Consider the following 20,185-nt stretch of genomic DNA (forward strand, 5'->3'; position numbering starts at 1 on the left):
TTCACCTCGGCGCGATTCCGGCGAACTGCAACACGCCCGCCACGATCACCACCATCGCCAGCGACAGCGGCAGGAACACCTTCCAGCCGAGCCGCATCAGTTGATCATAGCGGTAGCGCGGCACGATCGCCTTCGCCATCGCGATCAGGAAGAACATGAAGAACAGTTTCAGCGAGAACCAGATGACGCCGGGCACCCAGTTGAACGGCGGCAGGTCCACCGGCGGCAGCCAGCCGCCCATGAAAAGGATCGCGCCCATCGCGCACATGGTGGTGATCGCGACATACTCGCCGAGCATGAACAACAGGTACGGCGTCGATCCGTACTCGACCATGAATCCCGCGACGAGCTCGGATTCCGCCTCGACGAGGTCGAACGGCGGGCGATTGGTCTCGGCCAGGGCCGACACGTAAAACACCACGAACATCGGCAGAAGCGGCAGCCAGTACCAGTTCAGGAAGGTCAGCCACGGCAGGCCGATCAGGCTGGCCAGCCCGCGTGTATGCTGCGCCTCGACGATGGCGGAGAGGTTCAGTGAACCCGCGCAGAGCAATACCGTGATGATGACGAAACCGATCGACACCTCGTAGGAGACCATCTGCGCCGCCGAACGCAAGGCGGCAAGAAACGGATACTTCGAGTTGGACGCCCAGCCGCCCATGATGATGCCGTAGATCGACAGCGACGAGATCGCGAAGATGTAGAGAATCCCGACATTGATGTCGGCGATGACCCAGTTCAGATTGACCGGGATCACCGCCCACGCCGCCAGCGCCAGCACGCAGGAGACCAGCGGCGCCAGAAGGAATACGCCCTTGTTGGCGCCGGAGGGAATGATCGGCTCCTTCAGCACGAACTTCAGAAGATCGGCGAACGACTGAAACAGACCCCACGGTCCGACCACGTTTGGACCGCGCCGGATCTGCACCGCGGCCCAGATTTTCCGGTCGGCGAGAAGGATGTAGGCGATCGCGATCAGCAGAACGACGAGCAGCAGCACGCTCTGCGCCACCATCACAATCAGGGGCCAGAGAAAGTCCGTCCACAACGGCATTGCGAGGAACTCGGTCATCACGCTTACTCCGCTGCCGTCAGCATGCGACCCGACGCAAGCCGCGAGCATTCGGCCATCACCGCCGAGGCCCGCGCGATCGGGTTGGTCAGATAGTAGTCGTCAATAGCGGCCTTGAACGGCGACTTCTCGATGCCGCCGCCGCTGCCCGCCAGATCCCTGATCGCGCGGCTATCGCCCGCCTCGATCTGGTCGATCCGCATCAGGTGCGGCGCCGTCTTGAACATCGCCTGCCGCAAGGCGGGCAGCGAGTCGTAACCCAGGGTCTTGCCCAGCACCTCGGACAGCGCGCGAATGATCGCCCAATCCTCCCGCGCCTCGCCGGGCGGGAAGCCGGCGCGGTTCGCCATCTGGACCCGGCCTTCCGTGTTGACGTAGACGCCGGTCTTTTCGGTGTAGGCGGCTCCCGGCAAAATGACGTCGGCGCGGTGAGCGCCGGCATCGCCATGGGTGCCGATGTAAATCAGGAAAACGCCGTCCGGCACATTGATCTCGTCGGCGCCGAGCGAAAGCAGAACATCGAGCCCGCCCGGTGCGGTCATTCGCGCTGCGTTCAGGCCGCCCTTCCCCGGCGCGAAGCCGAGGTCCAGCGCGCCGACCCGTGACGCCGCATCGTGAAGCACGGCAAATCCGTTCCAGCCGTCTTTCAGCCCGCCGATATCAATCGCGAGCTTGGCCGCGGCCGCAAGAATGGCTGCGCCGTCGGGACGGGAGGTCGCGGCCGCGCCGACCAGCACGATGGGATTGCTGGCATTCTTCAGCACGTCGCGGAAGTTGTTCTTGCCCGCCGCGAGATCCGCAAGCGACTCTCCGCCGGCGCCGAGATAGTCGTACTCGTAGGTCAGATCGGCTTTCTCTCCGATCACGCCGATCCTGAGTTGTCCCGTCCGCCAGCGCTTGCGGATGCGCGCATTGAGGATCGCCGCTTCCTTGCGCGGGTTCGACCCCACGATCAGCAGCGCGTCGGCCTGCTCGATGCCGGCGATGGTCGGGTTGAAGATGTAGGAAGCCCGGCCGCGCGCGGGATTGAAGGCGTCACCGCCCTGCACCGCCATGTTGGCCGAGCCGAGTTTCGACAGCAGTTCCTTGAGAGCGAACAATTCCTCGGCGGCGGCAAGATCACCGGCGATCGCGCCGATCCGCTTGCCGTCGACCTGCTTCACATTCGCCGTGATTGCCGCGAAAGCCTCCCGCCACGAGGCCGGGCGCAACGCGCCGTTCTGGCGAATGTAGGGACGATCGAGCCGCTGGGTGCGAAGCCCGTCGACGATGTGGCGGGTCTTGTCCGAGATCCACTCCTCGTTCACGGCCTCGTTGACGCGCGGCAGGATGCGCATCACCTCGCGTCCGCGCGTATCGACGCGGATGGCCGAGCCGACCGCGTCCATCACGTCGATGGATTGCGTCTTTCCAAGCTCCCACGGCCGCGCGGCGAACGCGTAGGGCTTCGACGTCAACGCGCCGACCGGACAGATATCGACGAGATTGCCCTGCAATTCCGACGTGAGCGCGCTTTCAAGGTAGGTGGTGATCTCCATGTCCTCGCCGCGACCGGTCGCGCCCATTTCCGGCGCGCCGCAGATCTCGGCGGAGAAGCGCACGCAGCGCGTACACTGGATGCAGCGGTTCATCGAGGTCTTGACCAGCGCGCCGAGATACTTGTCCTCGACCGCGCGCTTGTTCTCGGCGAACCGCGACGTATCGACGCCGTATCCCATCGCCTGATCCTGCAAATCGCACTCGCCGCCCTGATCGCAGATCGGGCAATCGAGCGGATGGTTGATCAGCAGGAACTCCATCACGCCTTCGCGCGCCTTCTTCACCATCGGCGAGCGGGTGGAGATTTGCGGCGGCTCTCCGTTGGGACCGGGACGGCAATCGCGCACGCCCCAGGCGCAACTCGCGACCGGCTTCGGGCCTCCCTTCACCTCGACAAGACACATCCGGCAGTTGCCGGCGATCGACAACCGCTCATGATAACAGAAGCGCGGAATCTCGGCGCCCGCGGCCTCGCACGCCTGCAGCAGCGTATACTCGGCGGGCACGTCGATTTCTTTGCCGTCGATGATGAGTTTCGTCATGGCCCTACTCCGCCGCCACCATGTGCGCGGGATCGAGGATGCCCTGATCGTCGCGGTCGGCCTTATGCGAATACTGGTCGATGCGCTCCTCGATTTCGTGCCGGAAATGCGCGATCAACCCCTGAATAGGCCAGGCCGCCGCATCGCCCAGCGCGCAGATGGTGTGGCCCTCGACCTGCTTGGTGACTTCGAGCAACATGTCGATCTCGCGCTTGTGGGCGCGGCCCTCGGCCATCCGGGTGAGCACCCGCCACATCCAGCCCGTCCCCTCGCGGCACGGCGTACACTGGCCGCAACTCTCGTGCTTGTAGAAATAGGAAATGCGCGCGATCGCCCGGATCAGGTCGGTCGATTTATCCATGACGATCACGGCGGCGGTGCCGAGGCCGGAGCGCAGCTTGCTGAGGCTGTCGAAATCCATCGGCGTATCGATGATCTGCTCGGCTGGCACCATGCGCACCGACGAACCGCCCGGAATGACCGCCTTGAGATTGCTCCAGCCGCCGCGAATGCCACCGCAGTGAGTGTCGATCAATTCACGGAACGTGATCCCCATCGCCTCTTCGACGTTGCAGGGACGCTCGACGTGACCCGAAACACAAAACAGCTTGGTGCCGACATTGTTGGGACGGCCGATCCCGGCGAACCACGCCGCGCCGCGCCGCAGAATGTCCGGCGCGACCGCAATCGACTCGACGTTGTTCACGGTCGTCGGGCAGCCATAAAGACCGACATTGGCCGGGAACGGCGGCTTCAGCCGCGGCTGTCCCTTTTTGCCTTCCAGGCTTTCCAGCAGCGCCGTTTCCTCGCCGCAGATATACGCTCCCGCGCCATGGGCGACGTAGAGATCAAACGGGAAGCCGTGGATGTTGTCCTTGCCGATCAGCCTGGCCTCATAGGCCTCGTCGATGGCCGCCTGCAAACGCTCGCGCTCGCGGATGAACTCGCCGCGGATATAGATGTAGCCGGCATGAGCGCCCATGCCGACGCCGGCCAGCAGGCACCCCTCGATCAGCAGATGCGGATCGTGCCGCATGATCTCGCGATCCTTGCAGGTGCCTGGCTCGGACTCGTCGGCGTTGACGACGAGATAGCTCGGGCGGCCGTCGGCGTTGTCCTTCGGCATGAAGGACCATTTCATGCCGGTCGGGAATCCCGCACCGCCGCGGCCGCGCAGACCCGACGCCTTCATCTCGCTGACGATCCAGTCGCGACCTTTGTCGACGATCGCCTTGGTGCCGTCCCATGCACCACGGCGACGCGCACCGGCGAGCCGCCAATCGTCGAGACCGTAGAGATTTCGGAAGATGCGATCCTTGTCGTCGAGCATCAGGTCTTGCCCTTCCTGGTCGCGTCATCGGCGGGCGGCTTCGGCATGGGACTTTCCCGCCGGCTTGCGGAATCGGTCGGCTTCTTGGCGTCCGCATCCGTCAACGCCGGCTGAGCGGCGGAGCGCCGTCCCCCGCCGTCTTTCGCGGCCGCCGAATTCAACGTGGTCGGCCCGCCGACGGGCGCGGAAAACTGGCGGTCGATCTGAGGACCGGGCTCCGGGGGCTGGCCCGAAGCAAACCCGTCAAGCACCTTGCCGAAGTTCTCCTTCGTCAAATCCTCATAGGTGTCTTTCCAGATCAGTACCATCGGCGCGTTGACGCAGGAGCCGAGGCACTCGACTTCCTCCCATGAGAAGTCGCCGTCCTTCGAAAGATGAAACGGCTCGTGATGGATGCGGCTTTTGCAGACGGCGAGGATGTCCTCCGCGCCCCGCAGCCGGCAAGGCGTGGTGCCGCAAACCTGGATATGAGCCTTCCTGCCGACCGGCTGAAGCTGGAACATGGTGTAGAAGGTCGCGATCTCCAGCATCCGGATGTAGGGCATGTCGAGCATGTCGGCCACGGCGCGGATCGCGGCCTCGGAGATCCAGCCGCCGTTCTGCTCCTGCGCGCGCCACAAAATTGCGATCGAAGCCGACGCCTGCCGGCCCGCTGGATATTGCGCGATCTGCTTCTTGGCCCAAGCGAGGTTCTCCTCGCTGAACGCGAAACTCTCGGGCTGCTGTTCTTTAGGTGCCAGGCGGCGAACGGACATCGTACTCTAGTCTCTCAATGAACACGTTGCGACGCGGTCGCGTTCATGCGGTGAAAACGATCCTGCCAGAATGCGCTCGAGGTTCCGAACACGTTGTATCCAACGTGAGAGGCGACCTTGATGCGGTCCAGAATGGAGAGTTCGGTCAACGTCTCGAAGCGACCACTGGCCGGATCGTGCACGATCAGCGTCAGCGGCGTCTGTTCGAGAATGTAGCGCGATACGGTGTGGTTTCGGTCATTACCATGCTCCTCGCACAGGATCACGGCATCACCCTGCAGCACGCGCGTGCCACCCTTGATAGCTTCGATCTCGACGCCTTCAACGTCGAGCTTGATGAGGTGCTTGCCGTTCGGGGAAATCCGGCCGTCGTCGAGCAGGTCGTCGAGCGAAAGCACGGGCACGCTTTCCCCGCCCGCGCCGGCAGCACCCGCGATGCTGAAGGCCTCGTGCTTGGTGCCGGACAGGCGCGCAATGCCACGCGTCGCGCCGATCGCGCTTTTCACCACCTCGAAGCGATCGCCGTTGATGACCGCGTTGTGAGCAAGTCTGGCGAAATTCCTCGACGACGGCTCGATTGCGATGGCCTTGCGCGACCCGAACGGCTTGCTGGTGACCAGAACCGACCAATAGCCATAATTGGCGCCGCAATCGAGCAACGTATAGTCGACGTCGGCTGACGCGCGAAACAGCAGCTCAAGCTCCTCTTCGTACGTGAACGAACGATTCAGCAGCTTGCTCCAGTAGCCGTCGCCGTAGGGAAACGCGAACGTTGCATCGGCATTGAGCCGGACGGCGATATCCCGCTCCGGCAGGATCTTGCGAAGCAGGTTGGCGCAACTGTTGTAGCCGCGATGTGCAAACAGCGACGACACCTTGGAGCCTGCCACCAGCGCCAGCCCAGCCGCGCGTTCCCAGGCGTTCGCCCCCTGAAGGACACCGGAGGTCCGGTCGAACTGTATCGGCGGCTGTGCAATCACCGGTCGACCTCTCCAAACACGATGTCGAGCGAGCCGAGAATGGCTGAGACGTCAGCCAGCAGGTGCCCCCGGCAGATGAAATCCATCGCTTGCAGATGCGCGAAACCGGGCGCGCGAATCTTGCACTTGTAGGGCTTGTTGCTGCCGTCGGAGACGAGATAAACGCCGAACTCTCCCTTCGGCGCTTCCACGGCCGCATAAACTTCACCCGCCGGAACGTGGAAGCCCTCGGTGTAAAGCTTGAAGTGATGGATCAACGCCTCCATCGAGCGCTTCATCTCGCCGCGACGCGGCGGAAAAATCTTGTTGTCCTCGACCGCCACCGGCCCCTGCCCGTCCGGCGCGCGCAGCTTGGCGATGCACTGCTTCATGATCCGAACCGACTGCCGCATCTCTTCCATGCGGATGAGATAGCGGTCATAGCAGTCGCCGTTCTTGCCGATCGGAATATCGAAGTCCATTTCGGCGTAGCATTCGTAAGGTTGCGCCTTGCGCAAATCCCATGCGGCGCCCGAGCCCCGAACCATGACGCCGGAGAAACCCCATTCCCACGCCTGCTGCAGCGTGACCACGCCGATATCGACGTTGCGCTGCTTGAAGATGCGATTGGCGGTCAGCAGCCTGTCGAGGTCGGCGACGACCTGAAGGAACGGATCGCACCAGGCCTCGATGTCGTCGATCAGCCTGGGAGGGAGATCCTGATGCACGCCGCCGATGCGGAAATACGCCGCGTGCATCCGCGAGCCGGAGGCGCGCTCGTAGAACATCATCAGCTTCTCGCGCTCCTCAAAGCCCCACAGCGGCGGCGTGAGCGCGCCGACGTCCATCGCCTGTGTGGTGACGTTGAGAAGGTGAGAAAGGATGCGTCCGATCTCGCAATAGAGCACCCGGATCAACTGGCCGCGCCGCGGCACCGCGATCCCCAGCAGTCTTTCGGCCGCGAGACAGAAGGCGTGCTCCTGATTCATCGGCGCGACGTAATCGAGCCGATCGAAATACGGGATGGCCTGAAGATATGTCTTCTGCTCGATCAGCTTCTCGGTGCCGCGGTGAAGCAGACCGATGTGCGGATCGACGCGCTCGACCACCTCGCCGTCCAGCTCCAGCACCAGGCGCAGCACGCCGTGCGCCGCCGGATGCTGCGGGCCGAAGTTGATGGTGAAGTTACGCATACCGGGAGTTACGGCGCCAAGTGCGTCTGTCATCAGCTGCCCGCCTTTCCGCCCGCCGCCTTCTCGTCACCCGGCAGCGGATAGTCAGCGCCCTCCCACGGTGACATGAAGTCGAACTTGCGAAATTCCTGGTTGAGACGCACCGGTTCGTACACGACCCGCTTCTCGGCGTCGTCGTAACGCACCTCGACGAACCCCGTCAGCGGAAAATCCTTCCGCAGCGGATGTCCGTCGAATCCATAATCGGTCAACAAACGCCGCATGTCGGGGTGCCCGGTGAAGATCACGCCATAGAGGTCGTAGGCTTCCCGTTCGAACCAGTCCGCGCCGGGAAACACGTCGATCAACGATGGCACCTGCGTGGTCTCCGAAGCGTGAGCACGCAGGCGGATGCGCGCGTTCAGCGTCGGCGACAGGAAATGATAGACGACATCGAAGCGCTTCTCACGGCCGGGATAATCGACCGCGGTCACGTCGATGATGTTGACGAAGCGACAGCGCTGGTCGTCGCGGATGAAGCGGGCGACCTCGACAATCTTCGCGGCCTCGACCGTCACGGTCAGTTGACCGAACGATACGGAATGATCCGTGGCCGCGCCCGGAAGCGTGGCGACGATCATCTGGCCCAAGGCATCGAGCCTGCTCTCGTCCATCCCCTTAAACCTCAGCGTTCGATGGTTCCAATCCGCCGGATCTTCTTCTGCAGAAGCAGAATGCCGTAAAGAAGCGCCTCGGCCGTCGGCGGGCAGCCCGGCACGTAGATATCGACCGGCACGATGCGGTCGCAACCCCGCACCACGGAATATGAATAATGATAGTAACCGCCACCGTTGGCGCACGATCCCATCGAGATCACGTAGCGCGGTTCCGGCATCTGATCGTAGACCTTGCGCAGCGCGGGCGCCATCTTGTTGGTCAGCGTGCCGGCGACGATCATCACGTCCGACTGGCGCGGCGATGCCCGCGGCGCGAAGCCAAAACGCTCGACGTCATAACGCGGCATCGAGACCTGCATCATCTCGACCGCGCAGCAGGCCAGGCCGAAGGTCATCCACATCAGCGAGCCGGTGCGCGCCCAGGTGATGAGGTCCTCGGCCGCGGCGACGAAGAAACCCTTGTCGGACAGTTCGTGATTGACCTCGAGAAAGTACGGGTCGTTCTCGCCAACCGGCCGGCCGGTGGCGGGGTCCAGAATCGAGGTTCCCGCCGCGCCCGCGACGGGGCCGCCGGCGTAAGCGACCTTTGCCGTGGGAGAGTTCAATCCCATTCGAGAGCGCCTTTCTTCCATTCGTAGGCAAAACCGACCGTCAGCACCCCTAGAAACACCATCATCGACCAGAAGCCCGTCACACCGAGCTTGCCGAACGTGACCGCCCAAGGAAAGAGGAACGCGACTTCAAGGTCAAAAATGATGAAAAGAATGGCGACCAGATAAAACCTGACGTCGAACTTCATCCGGGCGTCGTCGAATGCGTTGAACCCGCATTCGTAAGCCGAAAGCTTTTCCGGATCCGGCTGCTTGTACGCGACGATGAAGGGAGCGACCAGCAGCGCAACGCCGATCGCAGCCGCTATGCCGATAAACACCACAAGCGGAAGATAGTTCTGCAAAATGCCGCTCATCGGCGCGCTTCCCCTCGCTGCGATGCTTTGCTCGCAGATTTTTGGATATTGGAACTTTTGAGAGGCTTTAGCCTAGCAAAACAGGGGTGGCAAGATAGCCTATTTTGACGCACCCGGGACGGAGGTTTTGTGGCTTGACATCGAAGTCTGGAACAAAGGTGGGCGATCGCCCCGCTGCTCGCTCGTCCATTGAACCACAAGCCCGAAAATCGGGTCCGATGAAACCATTTCAGGAGTTCCACGAAGCCGAACTGAAACAAACCGGCTGTATTGCTCTTGCCTGCAAACAAAGAAACGCCGCGAAGCGGAGGCGAGTTATGAACCATTCGATCCAGAGCGCAGACCGCGCCACCCATGTGAAGATCGTGATTGTCGCGCTTGTCGCAGGCGCCGTGCTGACAGCTTTCGGGACTTCCCTTCGCCCGAGCACCGACTTCGTCCAGACCGTTCATGTAATGAAGGCCGGACAGCCAACGATGGTTTCCAACTCGGGAGCGTCACTGGTGAGATGATCCTGATTCGAGCGGGATCATCTACTATAAGCTTTTGATTTATTTGATCTTATAACGCATGTAGCCATACATGTTGGAGCCGGCTTTTGGCCGGGCTTTTCCAGCGCAACAGCGATCGCAATTGCAATGCCTCGCGCAAGCCAGCTGACCAGATGCCTTGCTTGAAGGTCGCCACGCCGCGCCACTACGCTACGCCCATCAGGACGAAAGCGGCAAACAACGAGGGGGTGTCGGAATAAGGAAAGATCGAGCATTCAGCCAGCGCGATCATCATCGCGTGTAAGTCGGACAGCGATAAACTGGATTACCGGCGCGGCGAACAAAACCGCGGGCAGCATGATCGCCCAGGACACGATCCAGGAAATCAGCCAGTTGTACAGGAACCGCCCACTTCCCCAGAGGGAGATACTTGCGATCGCGGCGGCGATAAAGCTCGTGAGGCCGGCCTGAATAACCCCAAAGACGAAATGGCTATATCGCCGCGGGATTCCCAGCATTTTTAGCCTCCAAGCACGGCCTGTTCCGGCTCATCCGCCATATCCAGCGCGCGAGGCGGCTTGCTGTTGAGCATTTCGCGCGCATAGCGTTCCACCGCATCGTTCCCGCCCATCGCGCGACGGCAATCAGAACTCGAACCTTAAGTCGAATCGCTCCCAATTTTCAAAGAGTTCACCGGAAACTGAAGGGAGACGACAAGCCTGTGAAACGGGAGGCCTATGAAACGGGACGCCTGTGAAACCAGCCCGGAAACTGGCGCGAGAGACGGGACTCGAACCCGCGGCCTCCGCCGTGACAGGGCGGCGCTCTAACCAACTGAGCTACTCCCGCGGATGCCGTGTATCCGCAATAGAGGAGAGGGCTTAAAGGCGAGACCTTTCCAAGTCAAGGCGGTTGCGGATCTCGTTAATTGGCAGGTCTTTCTGAGGGGCCGATTTAAGAAATACGCTATTTGCAGGCGAAACCGCGAGGTCGGCACCTCCCCGAATCAAACGCGGGCTGATACGCCTTGCTTTCCGCAAATGGCAAAGACGAGGAGAGCCATATCATGGCGAAGAAGGCAGCGACCCCGAGCACCGTGACACTGAAGCATCTCGCGGCGGCCCTGGCCGAGGACCATGAATTGTCGAAGAAGGCCGCCGAGGCGATCCTGAGCGACATGGTCACGCGCATCACCAAGCATCTCAAGAAGGGTGACCGCATCCGCATTGTCGGCCTCGGCATTCTCCAGGTCCGTAAACGCGCCGCCCGCAAGGGGCGTAATCCGGCCACCGGTGAGGAAATTCAGATCAAAGCCTCCAAGAAGGTCGCGTTCCGGGCCGCCAAAGAGCTCAAGGAAGCCATCTGACCAAAATGCCGGGTCTCCGTTCAATCGCTGGAGGATTGGCCCGCATTAACCCGATCGCCAACGCAAGGCCGGGGTCACTCACCGGGTGAGTTTGATTCCCTGCTTTACTGTCCTGCCCTGGATTTCCAATGGCCGCTCCCCTGACGTTCAACTACACGGTAACGGAGCGCTTCCTTCGTTATGTCGCCATTGATACGCAGTCTGATCCGGCGTCTTCGAGTTATCCGTCCACCGAAAAGCAGAAGGATCTCGGGCGCCTGCTGGTGAGCGAGTTGCAGGAACTAGGCATCGCGGATGCCCATCTCGATCCGCACGGCTACGTGTACGCAACGCTTCCGGCGAACAGCTCAAAGCCGGTTCCGGTTATCTGCTTCTGTTCGCATATGGACACCTCGCCGGACTGTTCAGGCGCAAACGTCAAACCGCAGATCATCCGGAACTATCGCGGCGGCGACATCCCTCTCCGCGGCGATCCGTCGCAGATCATTCGCGCAGCGGATCATCCGGCGCTGGCTGATCAGGTCGGCAATGACATCATCACGTCGGACGGCACCACGCTGCTCGGCGCCGACAACAAAGCCGGCGTCGCGGAAATCATGGATGCGATCCACGTCCTGCTCGCCAATCCGGAGATCAGGCATGGCGCGATCAAAATCCTGTTCACGCCCGATGAGGAAATCGGACGCGGCGTCGATAAAGTCGACCTGAAAAAACTCGGCGCGGACTTCGCCTACACGATCGACGGCGAGACCGCGGGTCATATCGAGGACGAGACGTTCTCGGCCGATGCCGCGCTTATTACCATCAAGGGAGTCAGCACCCATCCCGGATTCGCCCGGGGAAAAATGGAACATGCGATCAAGATCGCATCCCGCATCGTGGAGCGGCTTCCGAAAGATTCCTGCTCGCCCGAGACCACTGAAGGTCGCGAAGGTTTTCTGCATCCGACCGACATCAGCGGCACGCTCGAGAGCGCGACGCTGAGCCTCATCGTGCGCGATTTCACGGAAACGGGCCTGACCAAGAAAAAGATGCTGCTGGAGGAGATCATCCGCGATGTCATGACGGATTTCCCGCATTCGACCTGTCGGCTGGAGATTCAGCCGCAGTATCGCAACATGAAAGAAGTTGTGGACCGTCACCCCGAGGTCATCGACCACGCGATGGATGCAATCCGCCACGCCGGTCTGACGCCGGTCAAAGGCAGCATTCGCGGCGGCACGGACGGCTCGCGGCTGTCATTCATGGGACTACCCTGCCCCAACATCTTCGCCGGCGAACACGCCTTCCACTCACGCACGGAGTGGGTCAGCGTGCAGGACATGGAAGCTGCCGTGCGAACCATCGTGCACCTCGCCGCGGTCTGGGAAGAACGCGCCTGAAGGTGCGGGTATCGAAGCAACGGCAGACCCTGACGGCGCAGACATGCTTGGGCTCGAAATGCTACAACGTAAGCATCGTGTTGCTCCTCGTCGTCCCGGCGACCACGTACCCGCACTCCAGCATCAACGAGAGGCAATCCGTCGACCATTCCGGGCGCGACAAGTGTTCGATAACGACGGCTTGAGGCCACATCGATCGCGGCGCATTCTTGAAAAACCCGACCAGAACCCGGTCTTCGTAACCTTCAACGTCGATCTTCAGCGCATGGACATGCCGGATGCCTGCACTCTCCAGAGCCTGCCGCAACTGAACCGAGCGCACCGTGATCGCATCCCTCGACGCGCCGGCGCTGACCACGTGGCTGCCCCGAGATTCCTGCCATCCGTCGCGAGCAGCAAGTCCCCCTCGCCATCTCCCGCCGCCGCCTGCATCAAATGGACATTGCGGGATCTGGATGCTTCGCGGTTGAAGGCCAGTCTCTCATAGGCGAGCGGATGGGGCTCTATGGCGAGAACGACCCCTTCAGCGCCGACGTGCCGCGCCATCGCCAGCGCATAGGTCCCGACGTTGGCTCCGACATCGACGAAGCATCCGCCAACCGGGGTGTGCTTGCGTAAGAACTGCAACTCCTCGAGGTTATAATCGGGATTCAGCAGAGCACCGCGCTCCGTGCCGCTGTACTGATGATGGAACCTGAAAGACGCTCCCTGATAGGTCTCGTCGATCGGTCCGGACCGGAGCAGATCGAGAAGCCGCGACATCGCGGGACGAAATGCGCCCCGCCTGAGGCGCGAGCCTCTAACGACATGGAGAAGTTTTTTCTGCGCCCAGTTGGGTGCGAATGAACCGAACGATTTATCCATATCACTTATCCCGGCATGACCTCAGCAATCTCTGAAGACTCCGATCGCGAGCAAGAGATCGCATGTCCGGATGCCGCGCGGTCATCATGGGATAGGACCGCGGGAACATCATTAATCTTTCCTAAATTCCGGCTGATATGATCCTCGAATCATCGAGGATTCAAGAATGCTACGCACGATTTCGCTTGCGGCCATCGGAGTCGCCATGATGGGAGCGACGGGATCAGCCGCCGACCTTCCGGCGCATAGCCGCATCGGAAAAATCTTCGCGGAACCGGCACCTCCACCGGTCCGCGTCGCGCAGGAGAAAGATTATCCCGAAAGCGTGCTCTACCGTTTTCGGATTCCACCGCCGGTACCGGGCTATTACGGAAGACCAAACGACTTCTACTATCGCCCGTACTATGAGGAACGGCCGGTGATCTCGCTCTATTTCGACCGATTGCCCTATGCTTGCGGCTTGTATGGCTATTGCTAGGGCATTATCGCTTCTGATTGAATCAGAAGCGAGGCTCTATGATATTGATTTGACGCGTTTTCTTCACGCGAACCGGATTCCACTTCGCTCGAAAACGCTATAGGGCATCATTCGAAAAGGCCCAACCAGTGCCGGTAAAACAATGCGCCGCGATCACAGGTTACGCGCGGTCACGATCCAGATCGATGCCGGAAGCACCACCGTCTGCTCCCGGACGAACGGAGCAAGAGCTTCCCGGATCGAGTTCTCCGCAGCAGCGATGACTTCAACAGGCTGCCCGTCAAGCGCGCGGCTGGCGGGACCGATCTGAAGCGCGGACTTGACCGCGGCATCCAGTCCGCCGCCCACCGAGATGTCCAGCGCAAGCTCGCAGGCTTCCATCTTCACTTCGGAGAAGCCGGCCTGGCCGAGAATGCGATGAACACGCTCTTCGGACGCGAACGAGAAGGGTCCGGGATCTTCCGGCCCGAGGTCCGGCAGCTTCGTAACATGCTTGTAGGCAGCCTGGAGCGGCGCCATCAGCCAGGGATTGAGGCGAGGTTCCCGCCAGCAAATGAATGCCAGGCGGCCGAGGGGCCGCAGCGCCTTGCGCAGGTTGGCGAACGCTGAGGCTGGTTCGGCGAAAAACATGACGCCAAACCGCGAGGCGATCAAATCGAACCGCGCCGGCCGGAACGGGTACTCGGCGGCATCGGCCAGCCGAAACTCCATCCGGCCCGCCTGCGGCGTGATCTGCCTTGCCCGCTCCAGCATCGGCGCCGACACATCGACTCCCAGAACGTAGCCGGAAACACCGACTTGCTCGGCGAAGGCGCGCGTGGTCGCACCGCAGCCGCAGCCGACGTCCATGATGCGTTCGCCGGACATGGCCCTGGCCCGGTCCAGCAGAATCGTGGAGACCGGCTCCAGTAGCTCATCCTGCACACGCTGACGATCAGCCCAGCGCTGGCCACCGGGTCCATTCCAGTAAGCGATCTGGTCCGCGTTCTGTGTCTCAGGAACCCCTGTCATCGCCGCTCCCACGAAATTCGGGCGATCGCCCTTCACAAAATCCGTGACTTAAGCCTGATTATGAAGATAACCACGTCATCCGTAGCGTTTTTCAAGCGCAGCATGTCCTCGGGACCAGCCCGGAGCAAAACGGGACCATAACCTATCACACCCGGTCAGTCGGGGATATTCCGTGATGTGGCCACGTGAAGTCCGGCTGGCGGGTTAAAGCAACGGCTGGACCGAGAATTCGGATCACGTAAAAAGCAGGGGCTTGCATCTGGCATACGCGACAGAAGCGAGATTGCCCGCGGTTCGCACCTGAATGGAGGAGACGAGATGGCGGATGAGGAAGACAAGACGATCGTCGAGCAAGGCCCATCGATCGGCGAATACCGCCGGGAGTCGATTCCGGAATACATCATCGATTCGAGCGGCGCCCGTTTTGAGTTTGATCGCATCGCTCTTGAAGGCGATGGCGGGCTCGAACCATCGCAACTGGCCCGCAATGAATGCCTTATCGCACCCGGTCTGATCTATCGCAGAGCTTCGTCATGATCGATGCGAGTATATAGCGTTTTCGAGCGAAGCATGTCCTCGGGCTTGACCCGAGGATGGACACCGGTTCGCGTGAAGAAAACGCGTCAAATCAATATCATAGAGCTTCGCTTCTAATTCAATCAGAAGCGATAATGCTCTAGGCAACGCGTCTGCGGCCTCCGGCTTGCATCGGGATCGACGGGCGAGCCGCATCCGATAGGCGGCGGTACGACAGCAGCTTGCATGCAGGGATGCGTCGGGGCTAAACAAGGAGCCGAGGGCGGCTAGCTCAGCTGGTTAGAGCATCTCGTTTACACCGAGAGGGTCGGGAGTTCGAATCTCTCGCCGCCTACCAATTACTTAGAGTCTTTCCGCTTCTGATAGAGTCAGACGCGGACTCTATGATTATGTTTTGACGCGTTTTCTTCACGCGAACCGGATCTCGCTTCGCTAGAAAACGCTCCAGCTGTTGTTGATTCGGCTCCCTGACAGTTTTGCCGGGCTTTCCTGCCTCGGGGCGCTCCAATAAAGCGCGCCGCCCATGCACCCCTTCCCTATTCATGCCCCCCTGGGGCGGGCACAGTCGCATCAAACCATAACATAAAAAACGGCGCCCTCCAGGGGCGCCGTTTCATCAATCATGGTCCATGACGTTCAGTGAGCGGTCAGGCCCCCGGCCGCCTCGTCAGCGGCATCGGGGTTGACCGGGAGCTTGGTATCCTCCTCCCAGACGATCGGCTTGGGCTGCCGCACCAACGCGTTGGCGATCACCTCGTCCATCCGGGCGACCGGAATGATCTCCAGCCCGCCTTTGATGGCTTCGGAGATCTCCGTGAGGTCCTTGGCGTTCTCGTCCGGTATGAGCACCGTCTTGATGCCGCCTCGCGCCGCCGCCAGCAACTTCTCCTTGAGGCCGCCGATCGGCAACACCCGGCCCCGCAGCGTGATCTCGCCCGTCATCGCGATGTCGCGCCGGATCGGAATTCCGGTCAGCACCGACACGATCGTCGTCGCCATCGCAACACCGGCCGACGGACCATCCTTCGGGGTCGCCCCCTCGGGAACGTGAACGTGGATATCGCGCCGCTCGAACAGCGGCGGCTCGATCCCGAAGGTGATCGCGCGCGAGCGGACGTAGGAAGCCGCCGCCGAGATCGATTCCTTCATCACATCGCGCAGGTTGCCGGTCACGGTCATGCGTCCCTTGCCGGGCATCATCACGCTTTCGATCGTCAGCAACTCGCCGCCGACGTCAGTCCATGCCAGACCGGTCACGACGCCGACCTGATCGTCGGTTTCGATTTCACCGAAGCGATACTTCGGCACTCCGAGGAAGTCCTCGACGACCTGCTCCGTCACTTCGACCGACTTCTTCTTCGAGAGCATCAACTCCTTCACCGCCTTGCGGGCGAGTGTGGACAGTTCACGCTCCAGATTGCGCACGCCCGCTTCGCGGGTGTAGCGGCGAATGATCAGCAGAAGCGCCTCGTCATTGATCGACCATTCCTTCGAATCCAGACCGTGCTTGCTGAGCGCGTTCGGAATGAGGTGCTTGCGAGCGATCTCGACCTTCTCGTTCTCCGTGTAGCCGGCGATCCGGATGATCTCCATGCGGTCCATCAACGGACCGGGAATATTCAGCGTATTCGCGGTCGTGAGGAACATCACGTTGGAGAGATCGTAATCGACCTCCAGGTAGTGGTCGTTGAACGTCGAGTTCTGCTCGGGGTCGAGGACCTCAAGCAGCGCCGACGACGGATCGCCACGGAAATCCGCGCCCATCTTGTCGATCTCGTCCAGCAGGAACAGCGGATTCGAGGTCTTGGCCTTGCGCATCGACTGGATGATCTTGCCGGGCATCGAGCCGATATAGGTCCGGCGGTGACCACGGATCTCCGCCTCGTCGCGCACGCCGCCAAGCGAGACGCGCACGAATTCGCGGCCCGTCGCCCGCGCGATCGACTTCCCGAGCGAGGTCTTGCCGACGCCAGGCGGGCCGACAAGGCACAGGATCGGTCCGGTCAGCTTGTTGGCGCGCGACTGCACCGCCAGATACTCGACGATGCGATCCTTGACCTTCTCAAGCCCGTAGTGATCGGCGTCCAGCACCTCCTGGGCGGCGTTGAGATCCTTCTTCACCTTGGACTTCTTCGCCCACGGAATCGACAGCAGCCAATCGAGATAGTTGCGCACCACCGTGGCTTCGGCGGACATCGGAGACATCTGCCGCAGCTTCTTCAGTTCGTGCTGGGCTTTCTCGCGAGCCTCCTTCGAGAGCTTGGTCTTGGCGATCTTCTCTTCGAGGTCGGCGAGTTCGTCGCGGCCCTCGTCGTCGCCGAGTTCCTTCTGGATCGCCTTCATCTGCTCGTTGAGGTAGTACTCGCGCTGGGTCTTCTCCATCTGGCGCTTGACCCGCGAGCGAATGCGCTTCTCGACCTGCAGGACGGAGATCTCGCTCTCCATCAGACCAAGCACCTTTTCCAGACGCGCGGTGACCGACAGCGTCTCAAGGATGCCCTGACGATCCGCGATCTTGGCGGCGAGGTGCGACGCGACGGTATCGCCGAGCTTGGCGAAATCCGTGATCGCCTGCACGACGCCCACCACTTCGGGCGAGATCTTCTTGTTCAGCTTCACGTAGCTTTCGAAATCCGACACGACCGAACGCGACAGCGCTTCGGCTTCGACGCTGTTGGTGTCGGTATCAGCCAGCGCGACCGCTGTTGCCTCGTAGTAGTCGGCGCGGTCGGAATAGGCCTCCACGCGCGCGCGCTCAAGACCTTCCACCAGCACCTTCACCGTGCCGTCGGGCAGCTTCAGCAGTTGCAGCACGCTGGCGAGCGTTCCGATTGTATAGATTGAATCTGGCGCGGGATCATCGTCCGACGCATTCTTCTGCGTCGCGAGCATGATGAGCCCATCGTTCTTCATCACCTCTTCCAGCGCCCTGATCGATTTCTCGCGGCCTACGAACAGCGGCACGATCATGTGCGGGAAGACAACGATGTCGCGAAGCGGAAGCACGGGATAGGCATGGATTTCGCCGTGGACTATAGCTGGCCGGGGTTTTGAGGCGGTCATAGCCTTGTTCCTTTTGTTGCGCCCCCCTGTTCGCAGCCGCATATCATGCGCAACCGCCACAAGGTGCCGAGTTTCCTGAGAAGAATGGGCCCTTGCGAACCGAGGCCTCACCTGCCCGAGGTCGTGAGCGGCCAACGCATTGCGTCGCCGCCGACAGCATTAGGTGGCCATCCACCGCCGACGTGTCAAGTGAAGGAAATCAGCGGCTTGTAAGCCGGCAGAGACCGCCCGCCGGTAAAGCATAACGAACTCGCGGTTAACCCCACCCGCGAGTCGAACCGGCGGTAGACTGCGCCAAAATGTCCTGATCAGGCGCTGGCGCTGCTTTCGTTCGCGCGATCGGCGCGATCGGCATAAATGTATAGCGGTCGCGCGGTTCCTTCGACCACTTCGCGCGAGATCACGACCTCCTCGACCCCTTCCAGGCCCGGAAGATCGAACATGGTCTCGAGCAGGATGCTTTCGAGAATCGAACGCAGGCCTCGCGCGCCGGTCTTGCGCTCGATCGCCTTGCGCGCCACCGCGCCCAGCGCCTCGTCGGCAAACGTCAACTCGATGTTCTCCATCTCGAACAGCCGCTGATACTGCTTCACCAGCGCATTCTTGGGATCGGTCAGGATCTTTTTCAGCGACGCTTCGTCGAGGTCCTCGAGCGTGGCCACGACAGGCAGACGCCCGACGAACTCCGGGATCAAGCCATACTTGAGCAGATCCTCCGGCTCGACATGCCTGAAGATTTCGCCGGTGCGGCGGTCTTCCGGCGCAAGCACCTGCGCCGCGAAGCCGATCGACGTCGTGCGTCCTCGCGCGGAGATGATCTTCTCCAGGCCGGAGAACGCGCCGCCGCAGATGAACAGGATATTCGTCGTATCGACCTGCAGGAACTCCTGCTGCGGGTGCTTCCGGCCGCCCTGCGGCGGAACGGACGCGACCGTGCCTTCCATGATCTTCAACAAGGCCTGCTGCACGCCCTCACCCGATACATCACGCGTGATCGAGGGGTTGTCGGACTTGCGTGAAATCTTGTCGATCTCGTCGATGTAGACGATGCCGCGCTGCGCACGCTCGACATTGTAATCCGCGGACTGCAACAGCTTCAGGATGATGTTCTCGACATCCTCGCCGACATAACCGGCCTCGGTCAGGGTCGTCGCGTCCGCCATGGTGAAGGGAACGTCGAGGATGCGCGCCAGCGTCTGCGCGAGCAGCGTCTTGCCCGATCCGGTCGGGCCGATCAGCAGGATGTTCGACTTCGCGAGTTCGACGTCGTTGTGCTTGGTCTGATGATTAAGCCGCTTGTAGTGATTGTGGACGGCGACCGAGAGCACTTTCTTGGCATGGCCCTGCCCGATGACGTAGTCATCCAGGACCTTGCAGATCTCCTTCGGAGTCGGAATGCCGTCGCGCGACTTCACCAGCGAGGACTTGTTCTCCTCGCGAATGATGTCCATGCAGAGTTCGACGCATTCGTCACAGATGAATACGGTCGGGCCCGCGATCAGTTTGCGAACCTCGTGCTGACTCTTGCCGCAGAACGAACAATACAGCGTATTCTTGGAGTCGCCCGTACCGACCTTACTCATTCCTGTCTCCGTCCGACGTTCGATCCCGCCTGTTCGCCTGCTCACCCGCTCCGATCCGGCACATCCGGCGCAATGAGATTACATATGACCAAAGTCCGTACCAGAAAAGACCCTGCGCCCTCAACCCCGCGCGGATCGCAGGCTCACCCGATTCTCCCGTGCGTACCACCAGTTGAAACCCGGCAACCGCACCATGGTGCCCCGACTCTCAAGAATTCGCTAATCGGCCAGTCATCTCCCATCCGCCGATAGCTGATCTGACTTAAGGGGGAGATCTCCCTCCCCGATTAATCCAGCGCTGCGCCGCCATCACGCGGATACGTTATCACGGGGATACGCCGCGGAAGGGCGAAGGAACTTTTCGGAAACCATCGCCGTAAAATCGCGATGATTCGGA

General features: G+C 61.3%; 18 protein-coding genes, 2 tRNA genes and 1 pseudogene. 6 read left to right on the forward strand and 15 right to left on the reverse strand.

What is annotated here, in order from left to right:
- Position 1 precedes the first annotated feature (1 nt).
- From nuoH to ACMYR2_RS10825, 9 genes are read right to left on the reverse strand one after another with little or no spacing between them, the layout of a single operon-like run.
- A complete protein-coding gene (nuoH, locus tag ACMYR2_RS10785) occupies positions 2 to 1,072 on the reverse strand; it encodes an NADH-quinone oxidoreductase subunit NuoH (protein WP_347262793.1) in 1,071 nt (356 codons plus the stop codon).
- A 5-nt stretch (positions 1,073 to 1,077) separates the two neighbouring features.
- Entirely contained in the window at positions 1,078 to 3,153 is a 2,076-nt protein-coding gene (gene nuoG, locus ACMYR2_RS10790) for an NADH-quinone oxidoreductase subunit NuoG (RefSeq protein ID WP_347262794.1), read from the reverse strand.
- Between the two features lie 4 nt (positions 3,154 to 3,157).
- Complete coding sequence (gene nuoF / locus ACMYR2_RS10795) at positions 3,158 to 4,483, reverse strand: NADH-quinone oxidoreductase subunit NuoF (protein WP_347262795.1); 1,326 nt, start codon at positions 4,481 to 4,483, stop codon at positions 3,158 to 3,160.
- Complete coding sequence (gene nuoE, locus ACMYR2_RS10800) at positions 4,483 to 5,238, reverse strand: NADH-quinone oxidoreductase subunit NuoE (protein ID WP_347262796.1); 756 nt, start codon at positions 5,236 to 5,238, stop codon at positions 4,483 to 4,485. The genes nuoF and nuoE overlap by 1 nt, the downstream gene beginning before the upstream one ends.
- A gap of 14 nt (positions 5,239 to 5,252) precedes the next feature.
- Positions 5,253 to 6,215: an FkbM family methyltransferase gene (locus tag ACMYR2_RS10805; RefSeq protein ID WP_347262823.1), complete on the reverse strand. Its 963-nt coding sequence runs from the start codon at positions 6,213 to 6,215 to the stop codon at positions 5,253 to 5,255.
- Positions 6,215 to 7,423, reverse strand: a complete 1,209-nt coding sequence (locus tag ACMYR2_RS10810; protein ID WP_347262797.1) for an NADH-quinone oxidoreductase subunit D — start codon at positions 7,421 to 7,423, stop codon at positions 6,215 to 6,217. Before ACMYR2_RS10810 ends, ACMYR2_RS10805 begins: the two co-directional genes overlap by 1 nt.
- Positions 7,423 to 8,043, reverse strand: a complete 621-nt coding sequence (locus ACMYR2_RS10815; protein ID WP_347262798.1) for an NADH-quinone oxidoreductase subunit C — start codon at positions 8,041 to 8,043, stop codon at positions 7,423 to 7,425. Before ACMYR2_RS10815 ends, ACMYR2_RS10810 begins: the two co-directional genes overlap by 1 nt.
- Before the next feature lie 11 nt (positions 8,044 to 8,054).
- Positions 8,055 to 8,657, reverse strand: a complete 603-nt coding sequence (locus tag ACMYR2_RS10820) for a NuoB/complex I 20 kDa subunit family protein (RefSeq protein ID WP_416192905.1) — start codon at positions 8,655 to 8,657, stop codon at positions 8,055 to 8,057.
- Entirely contained in the window at positions 8,648 to 9,013 is a 366-nt protein-coding gene (locus ACMYR2_RS10825; RefSeq protein ID WP_347262800.1) for an NADH-quinone oxidoreductase subunit A, read from the reverse strand. Before ACMYR2_RS10825 ends, ACMYR2_RS10820 begins: the two co-directional genes overlap by 10 nt.
- A gap of 317 nt (positions 9,014 to 9,330) precedes the next feature.
- Here ACMYR2_RS10825 and ACMYR2_RS10830 point away from each other — a divergent pair, with 317 nt between their 5' ends.
- Positions 9,331 to 9,525, forward strand: coding sequence for a hypothetical protein (locus ACMYR2_RS10830; protein WP_347262824.1), 195 nt, complete (start codon positions 9,331 to 9,333; stop codon positions 9,523 to 9,525).
- Between the two features lie 254 nt (positions 9,526 to 9,779).
- Here the strand turns inward: ACMYR2_RS10830 and ACMYR2_RS10835 are convergent, their stop codons facing one another.
- Both ACMYR2_RS10835 and ACMYR2_RS10840 read right to left on the reverse strand, forming a co-directional pair.
- Entirely contained in the window at positions 9,780 to 10,022 is a 243-nt protein-coding gene (locus ACMYR2_RS10835; RefSeq protein ID WP_347262801.1) for a DUF2798 domain-containing protein, read from the reverse strand.
- A 254-nt stretch (positions 10,023 to 10,276) separates the two neighbouring features.
- Positions 10,277 to 10,353 (reverse strand) — tRNA-Asp (locus tag ACMYR2_RS10840).
- Between the two features lie 217 nt (positions 10,354 to 10,570).
- On the opposite strand from ACMYR2_RS10840, the gene ACMYR2_RS10845 reads away from it, so the two are divergent.
- A complete protein-coding gene (locus ACMYR2_RS10845) occupies positions 10,571 to 10,870 on the forward strand; it encodes an HU family DNA-binding protein (RefSeq protein ID WP_011315148.1) in 300 nt (99 codons plus the stop codon).
- 128 nt (positions 10,871 to 10,998) lie between these two features.
- Positions 10,999 to 12,252 (forward strand): peptidase T, encoded by a 1,254-nt coding sequence (pepT, locus tag ACMYR2_RS10850; RefSeq protein ID WP_347262803.1) that lies wholly within the window; start codon positions 10,999 to 11,001, stop codon positions 12,250 to 12,252.
- Between the two features lie 61 nt (positions 12,253 to 12,313).
- On the opposite strand, the pseudogene ACMYR2_RS10855 reads toward pepT, so the two are convergent.
- Positions 12,314 to 13,014, reverse strand: a pseudogene (locus ACMYR2_RS10855) (FkbM family methyltransferase).
- A 268-nt stretch (positions 13,015 to 13,282) separates the two neighbouring features.
- On the opposite strand from ACMYR2_RS10855, the gene ACMYR2_RS10860 reads away from it, so the two are divergent.
- Positions 13,283 to 13,594, forward strand: a complete 312-nt coding sequence (locus ACMYR2_RS10860) for a hypothetical protein (RefSeq protein ID WP_347262804.1) — start codon at positions 13,283 to 13,285, stop codon at positions 13,592 to 13,594.
- Positions 13,595 to 13,747: 153 nt separating this feature from the next.
- Here the strand turns inward: ACMYR2_RS10860 and ACMYR2_RS10865 are convergent, their stop codons facing one another.
- Complete coding sequence (locus ACMYR2_RS10865; protein WP_347262805.1) at positions 13,748 to 14,605, reverse strand: class I SAM-dependent methyltransferase; 858 nt, start codon at positions 14,603 to 14,605, stop codon at positions 13,748 to 13,750.
- A gap of 318 nt (positions 14,606 to 14,923) precedes the next feature.
- Here ACMYR2_RS10865 and ACMYR2_RS10870 point away from each other — a divergent pair, with 318 nt between their 5' ends.
- Positions 14,924 to 15,142, forward strand: coding sequence for a hypothetical protein (locus ACMYR2_RS10870; RefSeq protein ID WP_347262806.1), 219 nt, complete (start codon positions 14,924 to 14,926; stop codon positions 15,140 to 15,142).
- Positions 15,143 to 15,402: 260 nt separating this feature from the next.
- A tRNA-Val gene (locus tag ACMYR2_RS10875) sits at positions 15,403 to 15,479 on the forward strand.
- A 299-nt stretch (positions 15,480 to 15,778) separates the two neighbouring features.
- Here ACMYR2_RS10875 and lon read toward each other — a convergent pair.
- Both lon and clpX read right to left on the reverse strand, forming a co-directional pair.
- Positions 15,779 to 18,205, reverse strand: a complete 2,427-nt coding sequence (gene lon / locus ACMYR2_RS10880) for an endopeptidase La (RefSeq protein WP_347262807.1) — start codon at positions 18,203 to 18,205, stop codon at positions 15,779 to 15,781.
- 308 nt (positions 18,206 to 18,513) lie between these two features.
- The gene (gene clpX / locus ACMYR2_RS10885) at positions 18,514 to 19,788 is read right to left on the reverse strand and encodes an ATP-dependent Clp protease ATP-binding subunit ClpX (RefSeq protein ID WP_347262808.1); all 1,275 of its coding nucleotides are present in this window, start codon (positions 19,786 to 19,788) and stop codon (positions 18,514 to 18,516) included.
- Positions 19,789 to 20,185: the final 397 nt, after the last annotated feature.

Source organism: Nitrobacter sp. TKz-YC01 (assembly GCF_047824785.1).
Taxonomy (GTDB): domain Bacteria; phylum Pseudomonadota; class Alphaproteobacteria; order Rhizobiales; family Xanthobacteraceae; genus Nitrobacter.